The organism is Candidatus Competibacteraceae bacterium (assembly GCA_016713505.1).
Taxonomy (GTDB): domain Bacteria; phylum Pseudomonadota; class Gammaproteobacteria; order Competibacterales; family Competibacteraceae; genus Competibacter_A.
The window spans coordinates 253908-271556 of the sequence record JADJPA010000002.1 but is presented as its reverse complement, the minus strand read 5'-3'; the positions used below and the strand labels follow the sequence as shown (position 1 = coordinate 271556).

Sequence of the window (17649 nt, the reverse complement as noted above, 5' to 3'; positions counted from 1 at the left end):
GCCGTTTTTTCCAAGTTTTCAAAACCGATTAAAATACTCAAAAATCGGTGGTCGGGATAAATTCCTAACGTCCCCAAAAACAGTAAATTCCCGATGACCGAGACCGCGCTCGACAACCGACGGTCAGAAAATCATTTGCGCCTTGCATCCAAAACCGGCTCGATCCCGTAAGCAATCATGTCGGACCGAACAGTTCGGCTCGCATTACCAACCCTTAGCCTTGAGGAACACTGTCATGACCAAAACCGCCTTGAACCACCTCACGCTCGCCGCCGCTGTCGCTGGAGCCTTGAGCATGGTGGCGAGCCCAGCGTTCGCCGCCAAAGAAAATCAGGACAAGTGCTACGGCATCGCCAAGGCCGGCGAGAACGATTGCGCCAGCGCCGCCGGCACGCACGATTGCTCCGGTCACTCCAAAACCAGCTATGACGGTCAGGAATGGAAGTATGTCGCCAAAGGCACCTGCGAGAAGATGGGGGGTCAGATGAAAGCGTTCAAGGGTCAAGGCAAACCGGCGTCGAGCTGAGCGGCGTGACCGAGACCCGCAGCCGCACCGTCGTTCCCAATCAAGCGGGAATCGGACTGCGCCATCTTCACCTGCCGGACTTTCTGGCCGCGCCGCAGCCAGCGGCGTGGCTGGAGGTTCACAGCGAAAATTACCTCGCTCCGGGCGGCCCGCGCGTCGCGGCGTTGGAGCGGCTGCGAAGCGACTATCCGCTGAGCTGTCACGGGGTGGGTTTGTCGCTGGGTTCGGCGGAAGGGCTGGACCGGGCGCATCTGGCGCGGTTGCGGGCGTTGTACGACCGGTTGGAGCCGGAGTTGATCTCCGAGCATCTGGCGTGGTCCACGGCGCCGGATGGCATTTTTCTGGCCGATTTGCTGCCCTTGCCCTACACCCGTGAGGCGTTGGCTGTGGTGGCGGCGAACATCGATCTCGCCCAAGAAGCGTTCGGCCGGCGTTTGTTGGTCGAAAATCCGTCCGCTTACCTGCGATTTACTGAATCGGACTGGGATGAAGCTGAGTTTCTAGCGGAGCTGGCGCGCCGCACCGGCTGCGGCCTGCTGTTGGATGTGAACAATCTGTACGTCAGCGCGCTGAATCAGGGCACCGATCCGATGGCGTCCTTGGATCGGCTGCCGCTGGCGGCGGTCGGGGAAATCCACATCGCCGGCCACGCCCGAGTGGCGACCGCATTCGGCGACTTGTTGATCGACGATCATGGCTCGGCGGTGATCGAACCCGTTTGGCGCTTGCTGGCGGCCACGCTGGCGCGCACCGGTCCCAAGCCGGTGCTGATGGAATGGGACACCCATATTCCGGCATTGCCGGTGCTGTTGGCCGAAGCCGAGCGGGCCGAAGCCTGTCTGCGTGAGGCGAGCGATGCGGCTGGCTGAACTGCAAGAGCGTTTCGCTCGGGCCGTGCTGGCGGGCGGCTCGGAGCGGGAATTGCTGGAGGTGCTGGCCGACTCCTTCGGGCAGCGCGAACGACGCTTGGCGGTCTATCGCAACAACGTTCGTCATGCGTTGTCGAGCGTGCTGGAGGCCGCGTTTCCCGTGGTCCGGCAATTGGTTGGCGTTGAGTGCTTTACCGCTACCGCGCTGGCGTTCGCGGCCCGCCATCCGCCCCGTCGGCCGGTGCTGTATGAGTACGGCGGCCATTTGCCGGGGTTTCTGGCCGACTTTCAACCCTTGGCGGAATTGCCGTGGCTGGCGGATGTCGCCCGGCTGGAGTGGGCTCGCAACGAAGCCTTGTTCGCGGTCGAGCGAGAGCCGCTGACGCCGGCCCAACTCGCCGCCGCGCCGCCGGCTGGCTTGGGCGAGCTGTATTTGAGGCCGCACCCTTCCGCCCGTTTATTGGAATCGCTCTGGCCGATTCACGCCATCTGGGACGCACACCAGCCCGCCGGCGAACCCTTGGAAGCGGTCGATCTCAGCCGCGCTGAATCCGTGCTGGTATGGCGGCAAAAAGGAGCGGTGCGCCAGCGGTTGTCGGCCGTCGGAGAATTTGCTTTGCTGGCGGCGTTCGCGGAAAACCGTCCGCTGGCCGAGGCGGTGGCGATAGCCGCCGGGCGGGATTCGATGTTTGATTGCGCGGTCGCGCTCGCTCGGTTCCTCAATGACGAGCTGTTGGTGTTCTCCTGGGAGGATAGCTGCGGTGGCAGCGGTTGAACGCGGCGCGGACGCTTCGCTGGGACGGTGGCCGCGGCGGGCGATCGCGGGAATTGGCGGTGAGCGCGCCCGATCCCGCTTATACTGCGTCATTCGACCCACTGTTCGAACACTCTCAATGGCATCTCACGACTTGCTGGCCGACCTGCTCGCCCGCTGTGCCTTGCGCGACCGTCGCGCCTTTGAAGCGCTTTACCAGCAAACCTCGCCCATTCTGTACGGCCTGTTGTTGAAGCTGACGCGCGACCGGGATTCGGCGGCCGATTTGTTGCAAGAGGGTTTCGTGCGGATCTGGCAGCGCGCGGGAGACTATCGGTCCCAACTCGGCCAGCCGATCACCTGGATGGGCAGTATCGTCCGCCATCTCGCCATCGACCGGTTGCGACGGGGCGACCACCGCCACCGCGCCGAATTGGATGATGACGGCTGGGCGAGGATGGCCGACCCGGGCTTGAGCCCCGAAGAGGAAATGTATGTCCAGCAAGGCGACAGCGCGCTGGCCCGCTGTTTGGAGGCGTTGGAGCCGGAACCGCGCCGCGCCGTGTTACTGGCCTATTTCGAGGGCTTGACCCACGACGCTATCGCGCGGTCGCTCGATCGGCCGCTGGGAACGGTCAAGGCTTGGGTGCGGCGCAGTTTGCAACGCCTGAAAATCTGTTTGGGGGAGGCGTCATGAATGACTCGCATTCCCTCTGGCGCGACCGGTTGGCTGCCGAGTATGTGTTGGGTACTTTGCACGGGTCCGCCCGCCGCCGCTTCGAACGCTTGCTGCCGGCGCATCCGATGTTGCGTCGGGCGGTGGCCGACTGGGAGCGTCGCTTGAACCGACTGACGGTTGACAGCCCCCCGGTCTCACCGCCGCCGGAGGTTTGGGACGCCCTCCAGCAGCGATTGTTCGCCGCCGAACCGCGCCGGTCGTGGTGGGACAGCCTGACGTTTTGGCGCGGCTGGGCGGCGGCTGGAGCATTGGCGACGGTCGTCGCGCTAGCGCCGCAACTGATGGCGCCCCTCTCGGAAGCGGATATGAGCTTTGCGGCCATTCGTGGCAAGCAACGGGAGCTGTTATGGACGGTGGCGCGGACGGACGATGGCCGCTTGCACGTCAGTAACCTGCGACCGATGGCGATGCCCTCCGACCAACGCTGTTTTCTGTGGCTGAAACCCGCCGATTCGCCGCCGGTGATGCTCGGTGTCTTACCGGACGATGGCGGCGCCCGCACCTTGCCGATGCCAGCGGGCGTGCCGGAGGCGGCGCGGGGCGAACTCTGGGTCACCATGCAGCCGATGGCGCCCAAACCGCCACCCCCGATCGAACCGCTGTATCAGACTCGCTGGAAGGCGATTTAAGCGATTTTCAGGTTGACCCGCTACCCTAGGTAGGAAAATCCGTCAAAACGCCTGTACGGGCTTCTGGCGCGGTTCTAGAGGCGGTTTCGAGTGGGGTTTGAAAAGATCGGATTCTTCGATTGGGCTGACCGCTTCGGTTTCGCCGCTTTCCCCTGGGTCGGGAAACAACTGCTGGGCCGCCTGCTCCATCGCCTGGAAGATCGGCTCGAAGGCCCGGCCACGTTCCGTCAGTTGGTATTCGACATGCGGTATCGCGGATCCTAACGCGTGGCGCTGGATGATCTGGTGCCGCTCCAAATCCCGCAGCTTGCTGGCGAGCACCTTGGCCGAAATACCCGCAATGCGCCGTTCGATTTCAGAAAAACGGTGGGGCTGGCCATCGAGCAGACACCAAAGAATCCGCAGCGTCCAAGCTCCCGACACTACATCCAGGCATCTTTCCAAGCGGCAACGAGTGCGGCCAGGGCCGAATGGGGGCGGAGGATCGTTAGTCGGTCTGTTCATAGCTATACCCTTGATATTTAGGTGGTTACAGAAAAGTAACTCTCTACCACAATCACGCGAAATCCACTATGCTGCCAGTGGTTTTCGCGGCTGTGGCCACGCACCGTTCCCCCGATTTCAACCCCGAAAGGGTTGAAAGAGCCGCGAACCTAAACCCCTCTGTCACGGAACGCCTCAATGTCCGGTCCCGACGCCTTCGCCAACCTTCCCGCCACGCCTCGAATGCCAGCGCTGTTCGTCGGCCACGGCACCCCGATGAATGCTATCGAGGACAACCGTTTCAGCCAAACTTGGCGCAAGATCGGTCAGTCGCTGCCCCGGCCGCGCGCCATTTTGTGCGTGTCCGCGCACTGGATGACCCATGGAACGACGCGAGTTCATGTCGGCCAGCGACCGAAAACCATTCACGACTTCGGCGGCTTCCCGGCCGAGTTGTACGCCCAGCAATACCCCGCTCCTGGCGCGCCAGAGGCGGCGGAAGCGGTGATCCGGCTGGTGCGGTCGGTGCCGGTACAAGTGGATACCGAGTGGGGGTTGGATCACGGCGCTTGGTCGGTTCTGATGCACTTGTTTCCGGCGGCGGATATTCCCACGCTTCAGCTGTCGCTCGATTTATCTCGGTCACCGGTAGAGCACTTCGAGCTGGCGCGCGAACTCAAGCCGTTGCGCGATAAGGGGATTATGATTCTGGGCAGCGGCAACATCGTCCATAACCTGCGCGCCATGCGGCCGGGCGCACCCCCTTACGACTGGGCCGAAGCCTTCGATGCCGATCTGACCGCCAAATTGGAAGCACGGGATTTTCGGGCCACCGCTCATTATCAGGCACTGGGTGAGATCGCACGGCTTTCGCATCCCACGGTCGAACATTACCTGCCGGTGCTTTATCCGCTCGGTGCGGCCGCTGAAAAAGACCGGCTAGAATTTTTCAATGTCGGCTTCGATCTGGCGTCGCTGTCGATGCGCTCTTTCATCTTGCAGTAGCGCCCCAACCATCCCCATTAGGAGATCATTATGGCTCAATATTCCATCGCCGTTGTCGTCGGCAGCCTCCGCCGCGATTCCTTCAACGCCAAGCTCGCCAACGCCCTCGTTAAGCTGGCGCCGGCGGAATTTTCGTTCAAGACGGTTAAGATCAGCGATTTACCGCTCTACAATCAGGACGATGACGGCAATCCGGCCGAATCGGTCAAACGGCTGAAAGCCGAGATCACCGCCGCGCAAGGCGTGCTGTTCGTCACCCCGGAGTACAACCGTTCGATCCCCGGCGTGCTCAAAAACGCCATCGACCACGCCTCGCGCCCCTACGGCCAGAGCGCGTGGAGCGGCAAGCCGGCGGGGGTCGTCGGCGTTTCGGTCGGCGCTATCGGCACCGCCTTGGCGCAGCAGCACTTGCGCACTATCCTGGCTTATCTGAACATGCCAACACTGGGCCAGCCGGAGGCGTTTATCCAAGCCAAGGACGGGCTATTTGACGAGGCGGGCAACATTGGCGAGGGCAGCCGCAAGTTCCTGCAAGATTGGATGAATCAGTACGCTGCCTGGGTCAAAAAGCACGCCGGTTAAGTTGTAAAATCAGTGAAGAGCTGTTGCTGGCGATCGCACTTACTCATCAGCAAACTGTAGCAAACTGTGACTCTTTCCACGCTAAACGATACTGAAAACGCGGGTTCCGCGCCCACTTTGATCGACGGCTTCGGCCGTCGGATCGACTACGTGCGGTTTTCAGTGACGGATCGCTGCGATTTTCGCTGCGTCTACTGCATGAGCGAGCAGATGAAATTCCTGCCGCGCGCGCAAATTCTGACCTTGGAAGAACTGACGGTGCTGGGTCAGGCGTTCGTGGAATTGGGCGTGCGCAAAATCCGTATCACCGGCGGCGAGCCGCTGGTCCGACACAACGTACTGTGGCTGTTTCAGCAACTAGGCCGGTTGCGGGAGCGCGGTCTGGCGGAGCTGGTGCTGACCACTAACGGCTCGCAACTGGAGCGATTGGCCGCCGATCTCAAGGCCGCCGGGGTGGCGCGGCTGAACATCAGTCTGGATAGCCTCGATCCAGCGCGGTTTCGCCGCATCACCCGCAGCGGTGAGCTGGAGACGGTATTGCAAGGCATTCGAGCCGCGCAAGCCGCCGGCTTTCAGCGCATCAAGCTCAACGCGGTGATTCTAAAGCATCGCAACCACGATGAAGTGGTCGATCTAGTGCGGTTCGCGCTCGATAGCGGTTTGGATATCAGCTTTATCGAAGAAATGCCGTTGGGCGAGATCGGCGATCATGACCGGGCCGAGGCCTATTATTCCAGCGACGCCATCCGGGCCGATCTGGCGCAAGTTTTTGAATTGATTCCAACCACGGAAACCACTGGCGGGCCGGCGCGGTATTACCGCATTCCCGATACCCACAGTCGCATCGGCTTTATTTCACCTCACAGCCACAACTTTTGCGGCGACTGCAATCGGGTGCGGGTATCCGCTGAAGGCCGCTTGCTGCTCTGTTTGGGGCAGGAGCATTCGGTCGATTTGAAACACACTTTGCGCGCTTATCCCGGCAATCGGGAACGCTTAAAACAGGCTATCATCGATGCCATGACCTTCAAGCCGCGCGGCCACGATTTTCAACTGGACAGACAACCGGTCATCCCGCGGCATATGAATCATACCGGCGGCTGAGCCAATATCTGGCCGCCAACCATCAAACGCTTAAAGAGGCACACCGCGCCGGTTCAGTGACTGTTGCGCCAGCGCGCAAAGCAGCGCCGACTCCACGCTTGATGCGGCGCTCGATCAAATCCGCCAGTTAGGGAATTCTCTTGTCATGGGTCAATATCCCGCATAGGATCAATAGGCTAATAGCCTGCTTTGGCCTAGATGGAGACGGATCTTGCGTGTCGTCGTCGCCCCCGATTCCTACAAAGGTAGTGTTTCCGCTGTCGCGGTTGCCCAAGCGATGGAGCGCGGCATCCGGCAGGTATTCCCAACCGCCCAGGTTTGTAAAATTCCCATCGCCGACGGCGGTGAGGGCACGGTCGAGGCGTTAATCACCGCCACCAACGGCCAGCTTCGTCAAACCCAAGTCACCGGCCCGCTGGGTGACCCAGTCACCGCTCAGTGGGGCATCCTCGGTGACGGCAAGACCGCTGTCGTCGAAATGGCTGCTGCCTCCGGCCTTCCCCTATTGACTACCGAACAACGCAATCCTCGCATCACTACGACCTTTGGCACCGGCGAATTGCTGCGCGCCGCGCTTGATGTGGGCCTACGCAAAATCATTCTCGGCATCGGCGGCAGCGCTACCAACGACGGCGGGGTCGGGCTAGCGCAGGCATTGGGCATCCGTTTTACGGGCGACGATGGTGCGGAACTGCCCTACGGCGGCGCGGCGCTGGCGCGTCTCAGACGGATTCATTTGGATGGGCTCGATCCGCGCTTGCGGGAAACCGAGATCACCGTCGCTTGCGACGTGGACAATCCGCTCTGCGGGCCGCGCGGCGCGTCCGCCGTGTTCGGGCCGCAAAAAGGCGCGACGCCAGAGGTGGTCGCCGAGCTGGACGCCGCCCTCGCCTACTTCGCCGCTCTCGCGACGGCGGCGACCGGACGGCAGGCGGCGGAACAACCGGGCGCGGGCGCGGCGGGTGGCCTCGGTGCGGCCATGTTGTTTTTCACCACCGCCCAGCTCCGGCCCGGTGTCGACATCGTGTTGGACGCCGTGCATTTCGCTGAGGTGGTCAAAGAAGCGTCCTTTGTCATCACCGGCGAGGGCCGCACCGATTTTCAGACCGCATTCGGCAAAGCGCCGGTCGGCGTCGCCAAAGTCGCCAAACAATTCAAAGTGCCGGTGTTTTGCCTTTCCGGTGCGTTGGGCGATGGCGCTGACGATCTGCTGACTCACGGTATTGATGCACTGTTGAGTATTTGCGACCAGCCGATGACTCTAGCGGAGGCTATGCGCGCGGGAGAACCGTTGATCGAAGCCGCCACCGCGCGCTTGTGCCGGATCATTCAGGCGATGCGTTCGCCGCGGTGATTTTTCCGAAAGAAAAGTTTTTCCCGTCGTGGCGAGCAATTCACGGCTACGGTGCATCGTCTACACTGTATTCAAGTTGATCCGACGCGCTCGTATTTTTCGAGCAAGGCGCATCTCACTGAGGAGTCCATTCCATGTCCGTTAACCTGTTCGACCATGCTTTAAACCGTCGCCAATTTTTGTCTGCGGTGTTAGCGGGTTCCGCCGCGCTAGCCTTCGGCGATCTGGTGTTGCCGCGCGTGACCCGCGCCGCCGCCGCTGGCCCGTTTGCCCTACCGCCCCTACCTTATGCTGACAATGCGCTGAGTCCCGCCATCTCGGCCAACACCATCGGTTTCCATTACGGCAAGCATCACCAAGGCTACGTCACCAAACTCAACGAACTGGTTGCCGGCACGCCGTTCGCCGAGCAATCGCTGGAAGCCGTGATCAAGGCCAGCGCCGGCAAAGCCGATCAGGCAGCCATCTTCAACAACGCCGCGCAAGTCTGGAATCACACCTTCTACTGGAACAGCTTGCAACCCAAAGGCGGCGGCAAACCGGCGGGCGCATTGGCCGAATTGATCGAAAAATCCTTCGGCGGTTACGACAAGTTCAAGGCTGAATTTGCTAAGGCCGCGACCGGCCAATTCGGCAGCGGTTGGGCATGGTTGATTAAAGATGGTGACAAGCTAGCGGTGACCAAAACCGGCAATGCCGACACGCCCATCGCCCACGATCAGAAACCGCTGCTGACCATCGACGTGTGGGAGCACGCTTATTATCTGGATTACCAGAACCGGCGAGCCGATTACGTTGCCGCCGTCATCGACAATCTCCTCAACTGGGAATTTGCCGCGAAGAATCTGGCGGGTTGATCTCCCGTTTCCAAACCGCCCGGCGCTCAAAAAACCCTCTCTCACCAGCGAGAGAGGGTCAGCGCGAGGTTCGATTGCGTGATTACTGGGCTTTGACGATCACGAAGTTCTGGTCGGGTTCCGACCACTGTACCGTGACGTTCTTACCGGCTTGTGGGAAGTTTTGCAGGGTGTATTGTCCGGTAACGCCTTGCAGGAATTCCATACCCAGAGTGGTTACAGTGAAGTTGGCGTTGCCAAATTCGACGCCGTCGGCAAAAGCGCGCAGGTTGTGGACGCCGTTGCCGAGACTGTTCCAGTTAAAGGTGTAACCGAAACCGTTATTGTCATCGCCGCAAACCGTCGCCGTGTCCGGGCGCGTGGTGCCGTAAGCGATCCGTTGCCGTTCCCCGCCATCAATCTGGATCTCCACGGTGTTAGCTTGGCAAATCCAACCCCGGATCAGCCCGATGCCGCTCTCGAACGACCCTTGTTGCGGGCTTTCCAGATAAGCCAGCGAAGAAGCCTGCGGAGTGATTCCGTCGGCTTTGGCGAAAAGATTTTGAGTGGCGCCCACGATCACGAAGTTCTGATGGGGTTCCGACCAGCGCAAGGTGACGCGCTTGCCGGCTTGCGGGAAATCCTGTAGCGGGTATTCACCGCTGGCGCCGCGCAAAAATTCTTGGCCCAAAGTGGTTACGGTAAAAGAAGAGTTACCGAATTCCTGGTTGTCGGCGAAAATCCGCAAGGTGTGAGTTCCGTTGCCCAGGATGTTCCAATTGTAGGTATAACCGAAACCGTTGTTGGCATCACCGCAGACTGACTCGGTATCTTTACGAGTGGTGCGATATGCGACTTGCTGGCGCGGCCCGCCATCGATTTGCACCTCGACTTTATTGGCCTGGCAAATCCAGCCGCGAATCAAGCCGATTCCGCTTTGGAACGAACTTTGTTGCGGGCTTTCCAGATAAGATTTATGGGTTCCGCCACAAGCTTGACCGGCGAACGGCAAGATATCCGGGATAATCTGCACGCCGGTTGAATAGATTTGATCGGGTTCGATTTCGCCGGCCGTGGGGAACGTCACCTCAATGAAGAAGCCTTTCCAACCGCTGGCCGGTTGCTGCACCTTACCGACGTAACTGCCATCGGATTGTGGTGATAGCACTTCACTGGTCCAGATCGGGCCCACGTTTTCCAGTCGGAAATCGCGGGTGTTGAGGTTGGTGGCTTGCCATAACCGCACTTCCTTGGGCCGGTTCGTGGGGATTACCCGCAGCGTGTCCTGACCTTCTTTGGTCCAAGTGATTTGCGGGCTGGTCTTGTTGTCCAAGATACCATCGATCCACGACAGCGCTTTGATGATGGTGTCTTCGTTTTGTTTGTGATCGGTGTTCGGCGTATAGCGCAACCACTTGGGACCAGGCAGGTCGCCGTAATAGAATCGCGAGGAATCGGTGACGAAGAACTGGTCGCCGGTGGCGTTTAAAATCAGCTTCGGCATCGTATACCGGTCGCGGTAAGCATAAGGATCGACTACCCGCAACAGCGCTTGTCCTCGCGGTGTTTGCAGCCGGCACGGGAGATCGAATTCCACGTAGTCTTTAAGCGCTGGAGCGAAGAAACCGTAAGCTTCCCAGTGGTGTATGAATTGCTGGCCTAGATTCAGCATGTCGATGGAGGCCGGGATGATGGCTTTGACGCGCTTGTCCACCGCAGCGGTCAACCATGTCGTCCAACCCCGCTTCGAACCGCCCATCACTAGGAATTTTTTGATCGTCCTGCCCTTGCCCGCCGCGAAATCTTGCACGGTATCCATGGCGCGAACGGCGGCTTTGGTCATCGCCAGATGGACCGCCCATTCCTCATCGCCGGTATTCAGCGCCTTGTCGAGACTGTAACCGAGAATCGCGTCTTCCTGTCGGGCGTTTCCGGGATCGTCGGTGAAATACAGCGGTTGGTTAGGAACTTGACGCACCACCGCCAAGACCGCGCCGCTCGCAATGGACACCAAGCCGATATTCTGATCCACGCTGTCGATGGGTGCGCCGATGTTGTCACCGCCGTCGATCAGCAAGATTGCGGTATCGGTGCTGTCCAGGCTCACTTGGGGGATGACGACGATGATTTCATGCTGCCAGATGGGCCGGTCCACCTCGGCGGTGGAACGCCATTGCTGGGAAGTCATATTGAGAAAGTAAGCGTTATAACCCGCCCGATTGCTGGCGCTGTACTGGTGATAGGCGTAGTTTGGATCGGGCTTGGCCACGTAGCGATCCAATGCCGTTTCGGCGGCCGCGGACGCGCCTGCCAGTCCGATCAACAGGACAGCCAACCACGGCGCATAGCGCCAAGATTCCCTGAAGGGTTTGAGCATGATTTATTTAACCTCTAGATATGCGTTAGGATGAAAACGAACCGGTCACTACCGCAACCGGCGCACCGCAAACGCGATCCCCGCAGAGGAGCGGGCACCGGACATCTGAACCGGGTCTAGAATATTCCACGTGGAATATCCGCAGCTCTGTGAATCATGAGAATAGCGCGCGCTACCGAGGAGAACAATTGTGTCCCTGATCATCACTGAAACCGAGAACGCCATCGGCACCATCACCATGAATCATGCCGCCAAGCGTAACGCGCTCAGCGATGCGCTGATCGAGGAAATCACCATTACCTTAGAGGCTTTCAAGGAACAGAATATCCGCGTCGTGGTGCTGCGCGCTCCGGCCGGCGCCAAAGTGTGGTCCGCCGGTCACGATGTCAGCGAATTGCCGAACCGGGGTCGCGATCCGCTGGGTTGGGCCGACTCCTTGCGGGTGGTCATTCGGGCCATTCAGGAATATCCGGCCCCCGTTCTCGGTCTTATCGAGGGCGGTGTGTGGGGTGGTGGCTGCGAAGTCGCCATGGCCTGCGACATCCTGGTCGCCACGCCCGACGCGACTTTCGCAATCACGCCGGCCAAACTCGGCGTCCCTTATAACCTAGGCGGTTTGCTGACGGTGATGAATATGATCCCGTTGCCGGTGGCAAAAGAGATGCTGTTCACGGCCCAGCCGATCCCGGCGGCTCAAGCCTTGAATCTGGGTATGATCAACTACATTAAGCCGGCCGAGGAAATCGAGAGTTTCATCTATGCATTAGCGACTCATATCGTCGCCAATGCCCCGCTGAGCATTTCCGTGATGAAAGAGGAATTGCGGTTGCTGTCCAGCGCGCGCTCGATTACTCCTGAATTGTTCGAACGGATTCAGGGGCTGCGTCGTATCGTTTACGATAGTCACGATTATCAGGAAGGTTTGAAAGCGTTCCTAGAGAAGCGCAAGCCCCAGTTCAAGGGGGAATAAGCGCGGTCGCGCGCTGTTTGCGGGGTCCGTGCAAAAGGTGGGTTGGAGTCCGTGGGACCGTCTTTTTTGAGGTGGATATGCCACGTGGAATAATTAGCGGCGGAGACCCGTCAAACGGACCGCGCTGCGAGTGCCGCCGCTAGGCCACGCGGAATAAATCGGGTGGTATAACCCTGTTCAAGCGGCTACGCCGCGCGCGGTGGATGCTTCTCGGGCCAGTTCGCGCGCCGCGCGCGCCATGCGGCCGAACATCGCCTTGTACAGGCCGCAATAAGGATCTTTCTCGAACAGGGTGCCGTGGACGGTGTAGGTCCGCACCGGGCAGCCGCCATGACACAGCGACAGGTAGTCGCAACTCAGGCAATCGCGCTGGATGAGCTGGATGGGGCGCTCGTTAAACTTCTGGCGTGCCGGACTGTTCTTCAATAGTTCGCCGAAGCTGTCGCATTCAAAGATATTGCCGTAGTGGTAATCAGGATAGCTGGTAACCCAGCAGTCACATTGCGCCACGTAGCCGCGCGCGTCGATTGAGACCATGGAATTGACGCAGTTATCGCCCCAAATGCAAGGCAGCGTCGTTGGCTGGTGGCTGAAATGTTGCAACAGGGAATCCAGCGGCCCGACCCGCACGCCCTGGCGATAGCCGCGCTCCAGCCAAACATCGGCCAGTTCGGTGTAAAAGCGGCTGAGTTTTTCCACTTCCGCCACCGGTAATTCTTTCTTGGCGGCCGTCGCTTCGCCGCCCGGAAACGGCGTGTTGACCTGGAAATCGGTGATGCCCAGCTCATCCACGAAATGACGGTAAAATCGTTCCGCGCCGATCTCCAGGGTCGCTTGGTTTGGAACGGCGATGACCTGTACCTCAATGCCGGCCGCCCGCGCCTCGCGCACCCGCCGCGCCCAAATGTCGTTATAGGTGTCCGGTCCTTGCCCGAGCAGCTTGCGGTGCAGGTTGGGGTAGTCCAACGAGGTGCCGACGCTGTTGCCGAACATTTCGGCGATCACCTTGTTCCAGCGAGAGCTGTAGGAGAGCATGTTGCTTTGCAGGCCGTGGAGAACGTGCTTGCCGCGCGCCTCGGCCTCACGCTGGATCAGCGCGTTGGCCTGCTCGTACCAACTCGGCGGCAACAGCATCGCTTCGCCGCCCTGCCAGTAGATAGTCAGTGTGGCGAGCGATTTTTCCACCATGTAATCCAATATCTTGCGGATCATTTCACCCAGACGGTCGAGCGTCAACCGGTCGGTGGTCTTAGTCTCGAAGCAGTATTCGCAATCAGCGTTGCATTGGAGGGTGGATAGCAGGATCAGCGAGATATGGCTTTTCACGCGGCGGTCTCCTCAGGGCTGAAAATAGGTCGGCGAGCGCTGCCGGGCGCGACAATTCCCTTTAAACTTAGCTGAATCCGCCATCGTGAACCGATTCAGACCGGTAACGGTGAGTGCGCCCCTGTCCAAGGCATCGCGCCGTTGCGAAAATTTCCGACAGTACCAGGAGGAAAATTTATGAAATGCTTGCTTAATGCCGCCTTAACCGCAGCACTGGGGTTTGCCGTTTGTTCCTGCACCATCGTTTCCGATCCCAGTTCCGGCGCCAGCGGCGCGACCAGCGGTTCCAGCGGTGGCTCCAGCACGGCGTCCATGAATCGCCAGCAACAAGCCACCGAATTCGCCAAGATCAATCTGGAACAACTGCGCAACGACATGGCGGCGGGCGAGGGTGAATATCTCAGTTCGCTGGCCGTATTGCTTGCCATCGAGCCGAACCGCCAGCCGGCTTTCTTCACCCTGGCGCGGGAGAAATTCAGGGTGTTGTTTCCCAGCGACCGTACCAGCGCCGCTGAAATGTTGGCGGCGCTAGAGCAGGAGATGCGGGCCAATCCACGAGTCGGTCAGCGGGTGACGCTGAACTGAGGCACGCCATCGCCTGGCCGGTTTGTCTGCTGGGCGGGCTGCTGATCGGGTGTGGGTTGTGGGTGACCGACGGACGGGCCGAAACGACTTATCTGGCCGACTTGTTGGATCGCGCCGAAACCGTCGGGCTAGCGGAACGGCGGGAGTGGCAAACGCTGCTCCATTATCGGTCCGCCGTCGGCGAGGAAGGCGTGCTCAGCGATGTGGATGATCCGCGCTTCTTTCTGGCGCCGACCGGAAAAACCGAACCGCGCGCCGAACTCGCCGCGACGCTGCGCGCTTTTTTCAAAACCGATCCGGTCGGCGGCGACCCTCAACCGGCCCAGTGCGCCTTTATCGCCCGTTACCGATGGCTGAAGGCGGAACTGAACATCGACGACCGTCGCCTGTTACCCCAGGATTGCGGGCGTTTTCGGCAGTGGTTTCGCGAGTTGGACGCGGAAGCAGTGACCCTGGTGTTCGCTTCGGCCTATCTCAACAACCCCGCCTCGCTGTTCGGTCATACCTTCCTGCGGCTGGACCGGCGCGGCCAGACCGAGCGAACCCGGCTGTTGGCCTACGCCATCAACTATGCGGCCGACGATTCCCACAGCAGCGTTTGGAGTTATGCGCTGGATGGTATTAGTGGCCGTTTTATCGGCAAGTTCGACGTTCGGCCTTATTACCAGCTGGTCCGCACCTACAGCGATCTGGAAAGCCGTGATATCTGGGAATATCGTTTGAACCTCGACGAGCCGCAACGGCGGCGACTGCTCGAACACGCTTGGGAACTGCGCGGCATTGAGTTCGAATACTACTTTTTCCGGGAAAATTGTGCGTGGCAGTTACTGATCTTGTTGGAGGCGGCTAATCCGAATTGGCGGTTCAGCGACCGCTTTGGGACCTGGACTCTGCCGGCGGACACGATCCGCTTGCTGGCCCAGCAACCAGGATTGCTGGAGGAGGCGACGGCTCGACCGGCGCGCGGCACCGCGATCAACCGCCGCTATGAAACCTTGACCGCCGATGAACGCCGGTTGGCGCGGCGGTTGCGAAACGATCCGGCAATCATCGGCGCGCCCCAATTTCAGCGGCTTACCCGGCAGCGGCGGGCGCTGTTGTTGGAACTGGCGCTGGACGAACGCCAACACCGCCGATCCGGCAACAGCGGGCCAGGACGCGAGCCAGCGCCGGACGGGATCGCACACCGCTTGTTGGTGGCCCGCAACCAGCTTGCGGTGGCAACTCCGCCGGTTAAGATCGAACCTTATGCCACCCGCCCGGAAACCGGTCACGCCTCGCGACGGATCGGCTTTGGCGGCGGCCAACGAGCGGGAAGGGGCTTTGTGGAATTCAACGCGCGAGCCGGCTATCACGGTCTGCTGGAGCCCGATACCGGCTACACCCCTGACGCGCAGATCGAAGCGTTAAGCCTCGCTGTCCGCCATGATCAGCACAGCGGCCGGCTGGCGCTGGATCGGTTGACGCTGCTCGATATCACCTCGCTGCCGCCGGCTAATGCCTTGACGCCGCGACCCTCCTGGCGGCTTCACGCCGGCTGGGAGCCAAATCCCCAATCGGGCTGCCGCGATTGCGCCGCGTTCGAACTGAGCGGCGGTTTAGGGATGGCGGCGGAAACTCGCTGGCCCTGGCGGGCGGTGTGGTTTGCGTTGCCGGAATTAGCGTTCGAATACGGCGACGGTTTCGCCGGGGGCTATCGCGCCGGTTGGGGCGCGCGAGCCGGTATGCTGCTGCAACCGGCGCCTCGCTGGAAGCTGCTGGCGGGCGCGACGTGGCGGGATTACCGGCTGGGAGAACTCGGTACGGCGCTGCGGACAGAACTACGACAGAATTTGGCGCTGGATAAGAATTTGTCACTTAAAATGGATTGGCGCTATCTGGAAGGATTACACGAGTTCGGAATCGGATTACAGGTCTATTTTTGAAGCGTGTCCCGACTGTGGGGAGAGCGTGAGTTTCGATCCCGCTATTCACCCCCGATCACCCCGTATTCGACCGGCATCTTGAGGTAAAAGACGCGCACTTTTTCCTTCTCGATCACTTCCAGCAGTTGCTCGGCCTCTTGATCGCTAACGGCAAACACGACCTCGACGGGCAGATTGCCCGCCAACTCGAAAAAATGATCTTCGTGTAGCACGCCGTGCCGGCCAAAGCCGGCGATGGCGCGAAACGCCGACCCGCCGTGGATGCCCAGCTTTTTGGCGCGTTCCAGCAACCATTCATACAGCAGAATGCCGTGGTGCCGGCGATGTTCGTGGACGTAAAATTTCAGATAAGTCCCGTTCATGGCGCTCCCGATGCAACGAGCCATTTCATGACCGCTATGCCCAGCAACGTCATACTCACCGAGCCGATCACATGCGCCAGGACGATAACGGAGGTCCAGGCGTATTCCTCACGCAGCAGCAAAGTTACGGTTTCGGCCGAAAAGGTGGAGAAGGTGGTAAGCCCACCCAGAAAGCCGGTGGTGATGAACAAGCGAATTTCGGGCGCGAGCAGGGCGTGTTCGAGCAGAAATTGCATGGCCATTCCCATCAAGAACCCGCCCAGCAGGTTTGCAGCCAGCGTTCCAAAGGGCAGGGTCGGGAATACGGGATTGAGCAAAATACCCAATCCCCAGCGCAACCAAGCGCCTGAAGCGGCGCCGATGCCGATGGCAATAAAGGCGTAAAAACCCATGTTATCCCGTGCGTCATTGCCAGTTACGCGGCTTGGGATGCGGCCGCGAGTGGAAGGTCGAACGTTCTGGAGCGGGCTTTCACGTCCTGGTTGCGAGCAAGGCTAAGCTGTTTCATCTGCCGTATAGCAATTGCAGGACGCGCGCCATCCTCTTGTTTCCATTGATTTCCAAAAGTACCTTAAAAGCCGAGCGGCGGCAACCGAGACCGGCCGGCGGCAGCGGGCGCCGGCCGAAGCCGCGCGGAATACTTTCGAATCATGGCCGCCCTTTGTTCTTTCAGGGCGCCTCGGGATGGAATTTTCTGGATTTTCCATTAGAGTGACGCCAGATGAGCGCCTGATTTTCCAACAGGGCCATTGCACTAAAAAATCATTGGAGATGGAATCATGAATGTACGCCGTATCAGTCTTCTGGTTTCGGGCCGGCGGCCCGCTCGTTTTTCCCGAGTCCTGACGCTGGGGTTCGCCGCGCTGATCGGCGGTATGCCGCTGTACGCGGGCGCCTACGATCAAACCGGCAAGGCCTGTTGGTACGGGCCGCGGTTGCACGGTAGAGTGACCGCCAGCGGCCAGATTTTTAACCAGAACAAACTCACCGCCGCCCATCCGGAACTGCCGTTTGGCACTAGGGCCTTGGTCACCAACCTCGATAACAACAAAGCCGTGCGAGTGACCATCAACGACCGCGGGCCTCATGTAGGAGGCTGCGTGATCGACGTCTCCCGCGCGGCCGCGAAAAGGTTGGGCATGACCGAAAGCGGTATCAGTCGCGTCAGGATTCAGGCCGCATCGAGATAGACTGTCAGTCGAGACCTGACCTCTGACCGATCT

19 protein-coding genes are annotated in these 17649 nt (G+C 60.2%); 14 read left to right on the top strand and 5 right to left on the bottom strand.

Annotated elements, in window-relative coordinates:
• Positions 1-235 precede the first annotated feature (235 nt).
• The 5 genes from IPK09_16190 to IPK09_16170 all read left to right on the top strand — a co-directional run bounded on the left by IPK09_16190 (position 236) and on the right by IPK09_16170 (position 3517).
• The gene (locus tag IPK09_16190; GenBank protein ID MBK7985138.1) at positions 236-526 is read left to right on the top strand and encodes a DUF2282 domain-containing protein; all 291 of its coding nucleotides are present in this window, start codon (positions 236-238) and stop codon (positions 524-526) included.
• The gene (locus tag IPK09_16185) at positions 439-1395 is read left to right on the top strand and encodes a DUF692 domain-containing protein (protein MBK7985137.1); all 957 of its coding nucleotides are present in this window, start codon (positions 439-441) and stop codon (positions 1393-1395) included. Before IPK09_16190 ends, IPK09_16185 begins: the two co-directional genes overlap by 88 nt.
• Positions 1382-2170: a putative DNA-binding domain-containing protein gene (locus IPK09_16180; GenBank protein ID MBK7985136.1), complete on the top strand. Its 789-nt coding sequence runs from the start codon at positions 1382-1384 to the stop codon at positions 2168-2170. The genes IPK09_16185 and IPK09_16180 overlap by 14 nt, the downstream gene beginning before the upstream one ends.
• A 118-nt stretch (positions 2171-2288) precedes the next feature.
• Positions 2289-2846 carry a sigma-70 family RNA polymerase sigma factor gene (locus IPK09_16175; GenBank protein MBK7985135.1) on the top strand — a complete coding sequence of 186 codons (558 nt, stop codon included), beginning with the start codon at positions 2289-2291 and terminating at the stop codon, positions 2844-2846.
• Complete coding sequence (locus tag IPK09_16170; GenBank protein MBK7985134.1) at positions 2843-3517, top strand: anti-sigma factor; 675 nt, start codon at positions 2843-2845, stop codon at positions 3515-3517. Before IPK09_16175 ends, IPK09_16170 begins: the two co-directional genes overlap by 4 nt.
• Positions 3518-3559: 42 nt before the next feature.
• Here IPK09_16170 and IPK09_16165 read toward each other — a convergent pair whose 3' ends face one another.
• Positions 3560-4021, bottom strand: coding sequence for a helix-turn-helix transcriptional regulator (locus IPK09_16165; protein MBK7985133.1), 462 nt, complete (start codon positions 4019-4021; stop codon positions 3560-3562).
• A 177-nt stretch (positions 4022-4198) separates the two neighbouring features.
• Here IPK09_16165 and ygiD point away from each other — a divergent pair, with 177 nt between their 5' ends.
• The 5 genes from ygiD (at position 4199) to IPK09_16140 (ending at position 8902) form a co-directional block, all read left to right on the top strand.
• Positions 4199-5005: a 4,5-DOPA dioxygenase extradiol gene (gene ygiD / locus IPK09_16160; protein ID MBK7985132.1), complete on the top strand. Its 807-nt coding sequence runs from the start codon at positions 4199-4201 to the stop codon at positions 5003-5005.
• A 30-nt stretch (positions 5006-5035) separates the two neighbouring features.
• Positions 5036-5587: an NAD(P)H-dependent oxidoreductase gene (locus tag IPK09_16155; GenBank protein MBK7985131.1), complete on the top strand. Its 552-nt coding sequence runs from the start codon at positions 5036-5038 to the stop codon at positions 5585-5587.
• A 66-nt stretch (positions 5588-5653) separates the two neighbouring features.
• Positions 5654-6691, top strand: coding sequence for a GTP 3',8-cyclase MoaA (gene moaA, locus IPK09_16150; protein MBK7985130.1), 1038 nt, complete (start codon positions 5654-5656; stop codon positions 6689-6691).
• A 211-nt stretch (positions 6692-6902) separates the two neighbouring features.
• Positions 6903-8045 (top strand): glycerate kinase, encoded by a 1143-nt coding sequence (locus IPK09_16145; protein MBK7985129.1) that lies wholly within the window; start codon positions 6903-6905, stop codon positions 8043-8045.
• Between the two features lie 134 nt (positions 8046-8179).
• On the top strand, positions 8180-8902 hold the full coding sequence (locus IPK09_16140) for a superoxide dismutase (protein ID MBK7985128.1): 723 nt from the start codon (positions 8180-8182) through the stop codon (positions 8900-8902).
• An 82-nt stretch (positions 8903-8984) separates the two neighbouring features.
• On the opposite strand, the gene IPK09_16135 is transcribed toward IPK09_16140, so the two are convergent.
• Positions 8985-11258 carry a hypothetical protein gene (locus IPK09_16135; GenBank protein MBK7985127.1) on the bottom strand — a complete coding sequence of 758 codons (2274 nt, stop codon included), beginning with the start codon at positions 11256-11258 and terminating at the stop codon, positions 8985-8987.
• 190 nt (positions 11259-11448) lie between these two features.
• Between IPK09_16135 and scpB the strand changes: the two genes are divergently transcribed.
• Positions 11449-12228 carry a methylmalonyl-CoA decarboxylase gene (gene scpB, locus IPK09_16130; GenBank protein MBK7985126.1) on the top strand — a complete coding sequence of 260 codons (780 nt, stop codon included), beginning with the start codon at positions 11449-11451 and terminating at the stop codon, positions 12226-12228.
• Between the two features lie 177 nt (positions 12229-12405).
• Here scpB and IPK09_16125 read toward each other — a convergent pair whose 3' ends face one another.
• Positions 12406-13554, bottom strand: coding sequence for a radical SAM protein (locus IPK09_16125; protein ID MBK7985125.1), 1149 nt, complete (start codon positions 13552-13554; stop codon positions 12406-12408).
• Positions 13555-13731: 177 nt separating this feature from the next.
• On the opposite strand from IPK09_16125, the gene IPK09_16120 reads away from it, so the two are divergent.
• Together IPK09_16120 and IPK09_16115 are read left to right on the top strand one after the other, a co-directional pair.
• The gene (locus IPK09_16120; GenBank protein ID MBK7985124.1) at positions 13732-14139 is read left to right on the top strand and encodes a DUF3015 family protein; all 408 of its coding nucleotides are present in this window, start codon (positions 13732-13734) and stop codon (positions 14137-14139) included.
• A 62-nt stretch (positions 14140-14201) separates the two neighbouring features.
• Complete coding sequence (locus IPK09_16115; protein ID MBK7985123.1) at positions 14202-16064, top strand: DUF4105 domain-containing protein; 1863 nt, start codon at positions 14202-14204, stop codon at positions 16062-16064.
• A gap of 41 nt (positions 16065-16105) precedes the next feature.
• On the opposite strand, the gene IPK09_16110 is transcribed toward IPK09_16115, so the two are convergent.
• Together IPK09_16110 and crcB are read right to left on the bottom strand one after the other, a co-directional pair.
• Entirely contained in the window at positions 16106-16426 is a 321-nt protein-coding gene (locus IPK09_16110; GenBank protein ID MBK7985122.1) for a DUF190 domain-containing protein, read from the bottom strand.
• Complete coding sequence (gene crcB, locus IPK09_16105; protein MBK7985121.1) at positions 16423-16818, bottom strand: fluoride efflux transporter CrcB; 396 nt, start codon at positions 16816-16818, stop codon at positions 16423-16425. The genes IPK09_16110 and crcB overlap by 4 nt, the downstream gene beginning before the upstream one ends.
• Positions 16819-17301: 483 nt before the next feature.
• On the opposite strand from crcB, the gene IPK09_16100 reads away from it, so the two are divergent.
• The gene (locus tag IPK09_16100; GenBank protein ID MBK7985120.1) at positions 17302-17616 is read left to right on the top strand and encodes a septal ring lytic transglycosylase RlpA family protein; all 315 of its coding nucleotides are present in this window, start codon (positions 17302-17304) and stop codon (positions 17614-17616) included.
• The last annotated feature ends 33 nt before the right edge of the window (positions 17617-17649 follow it).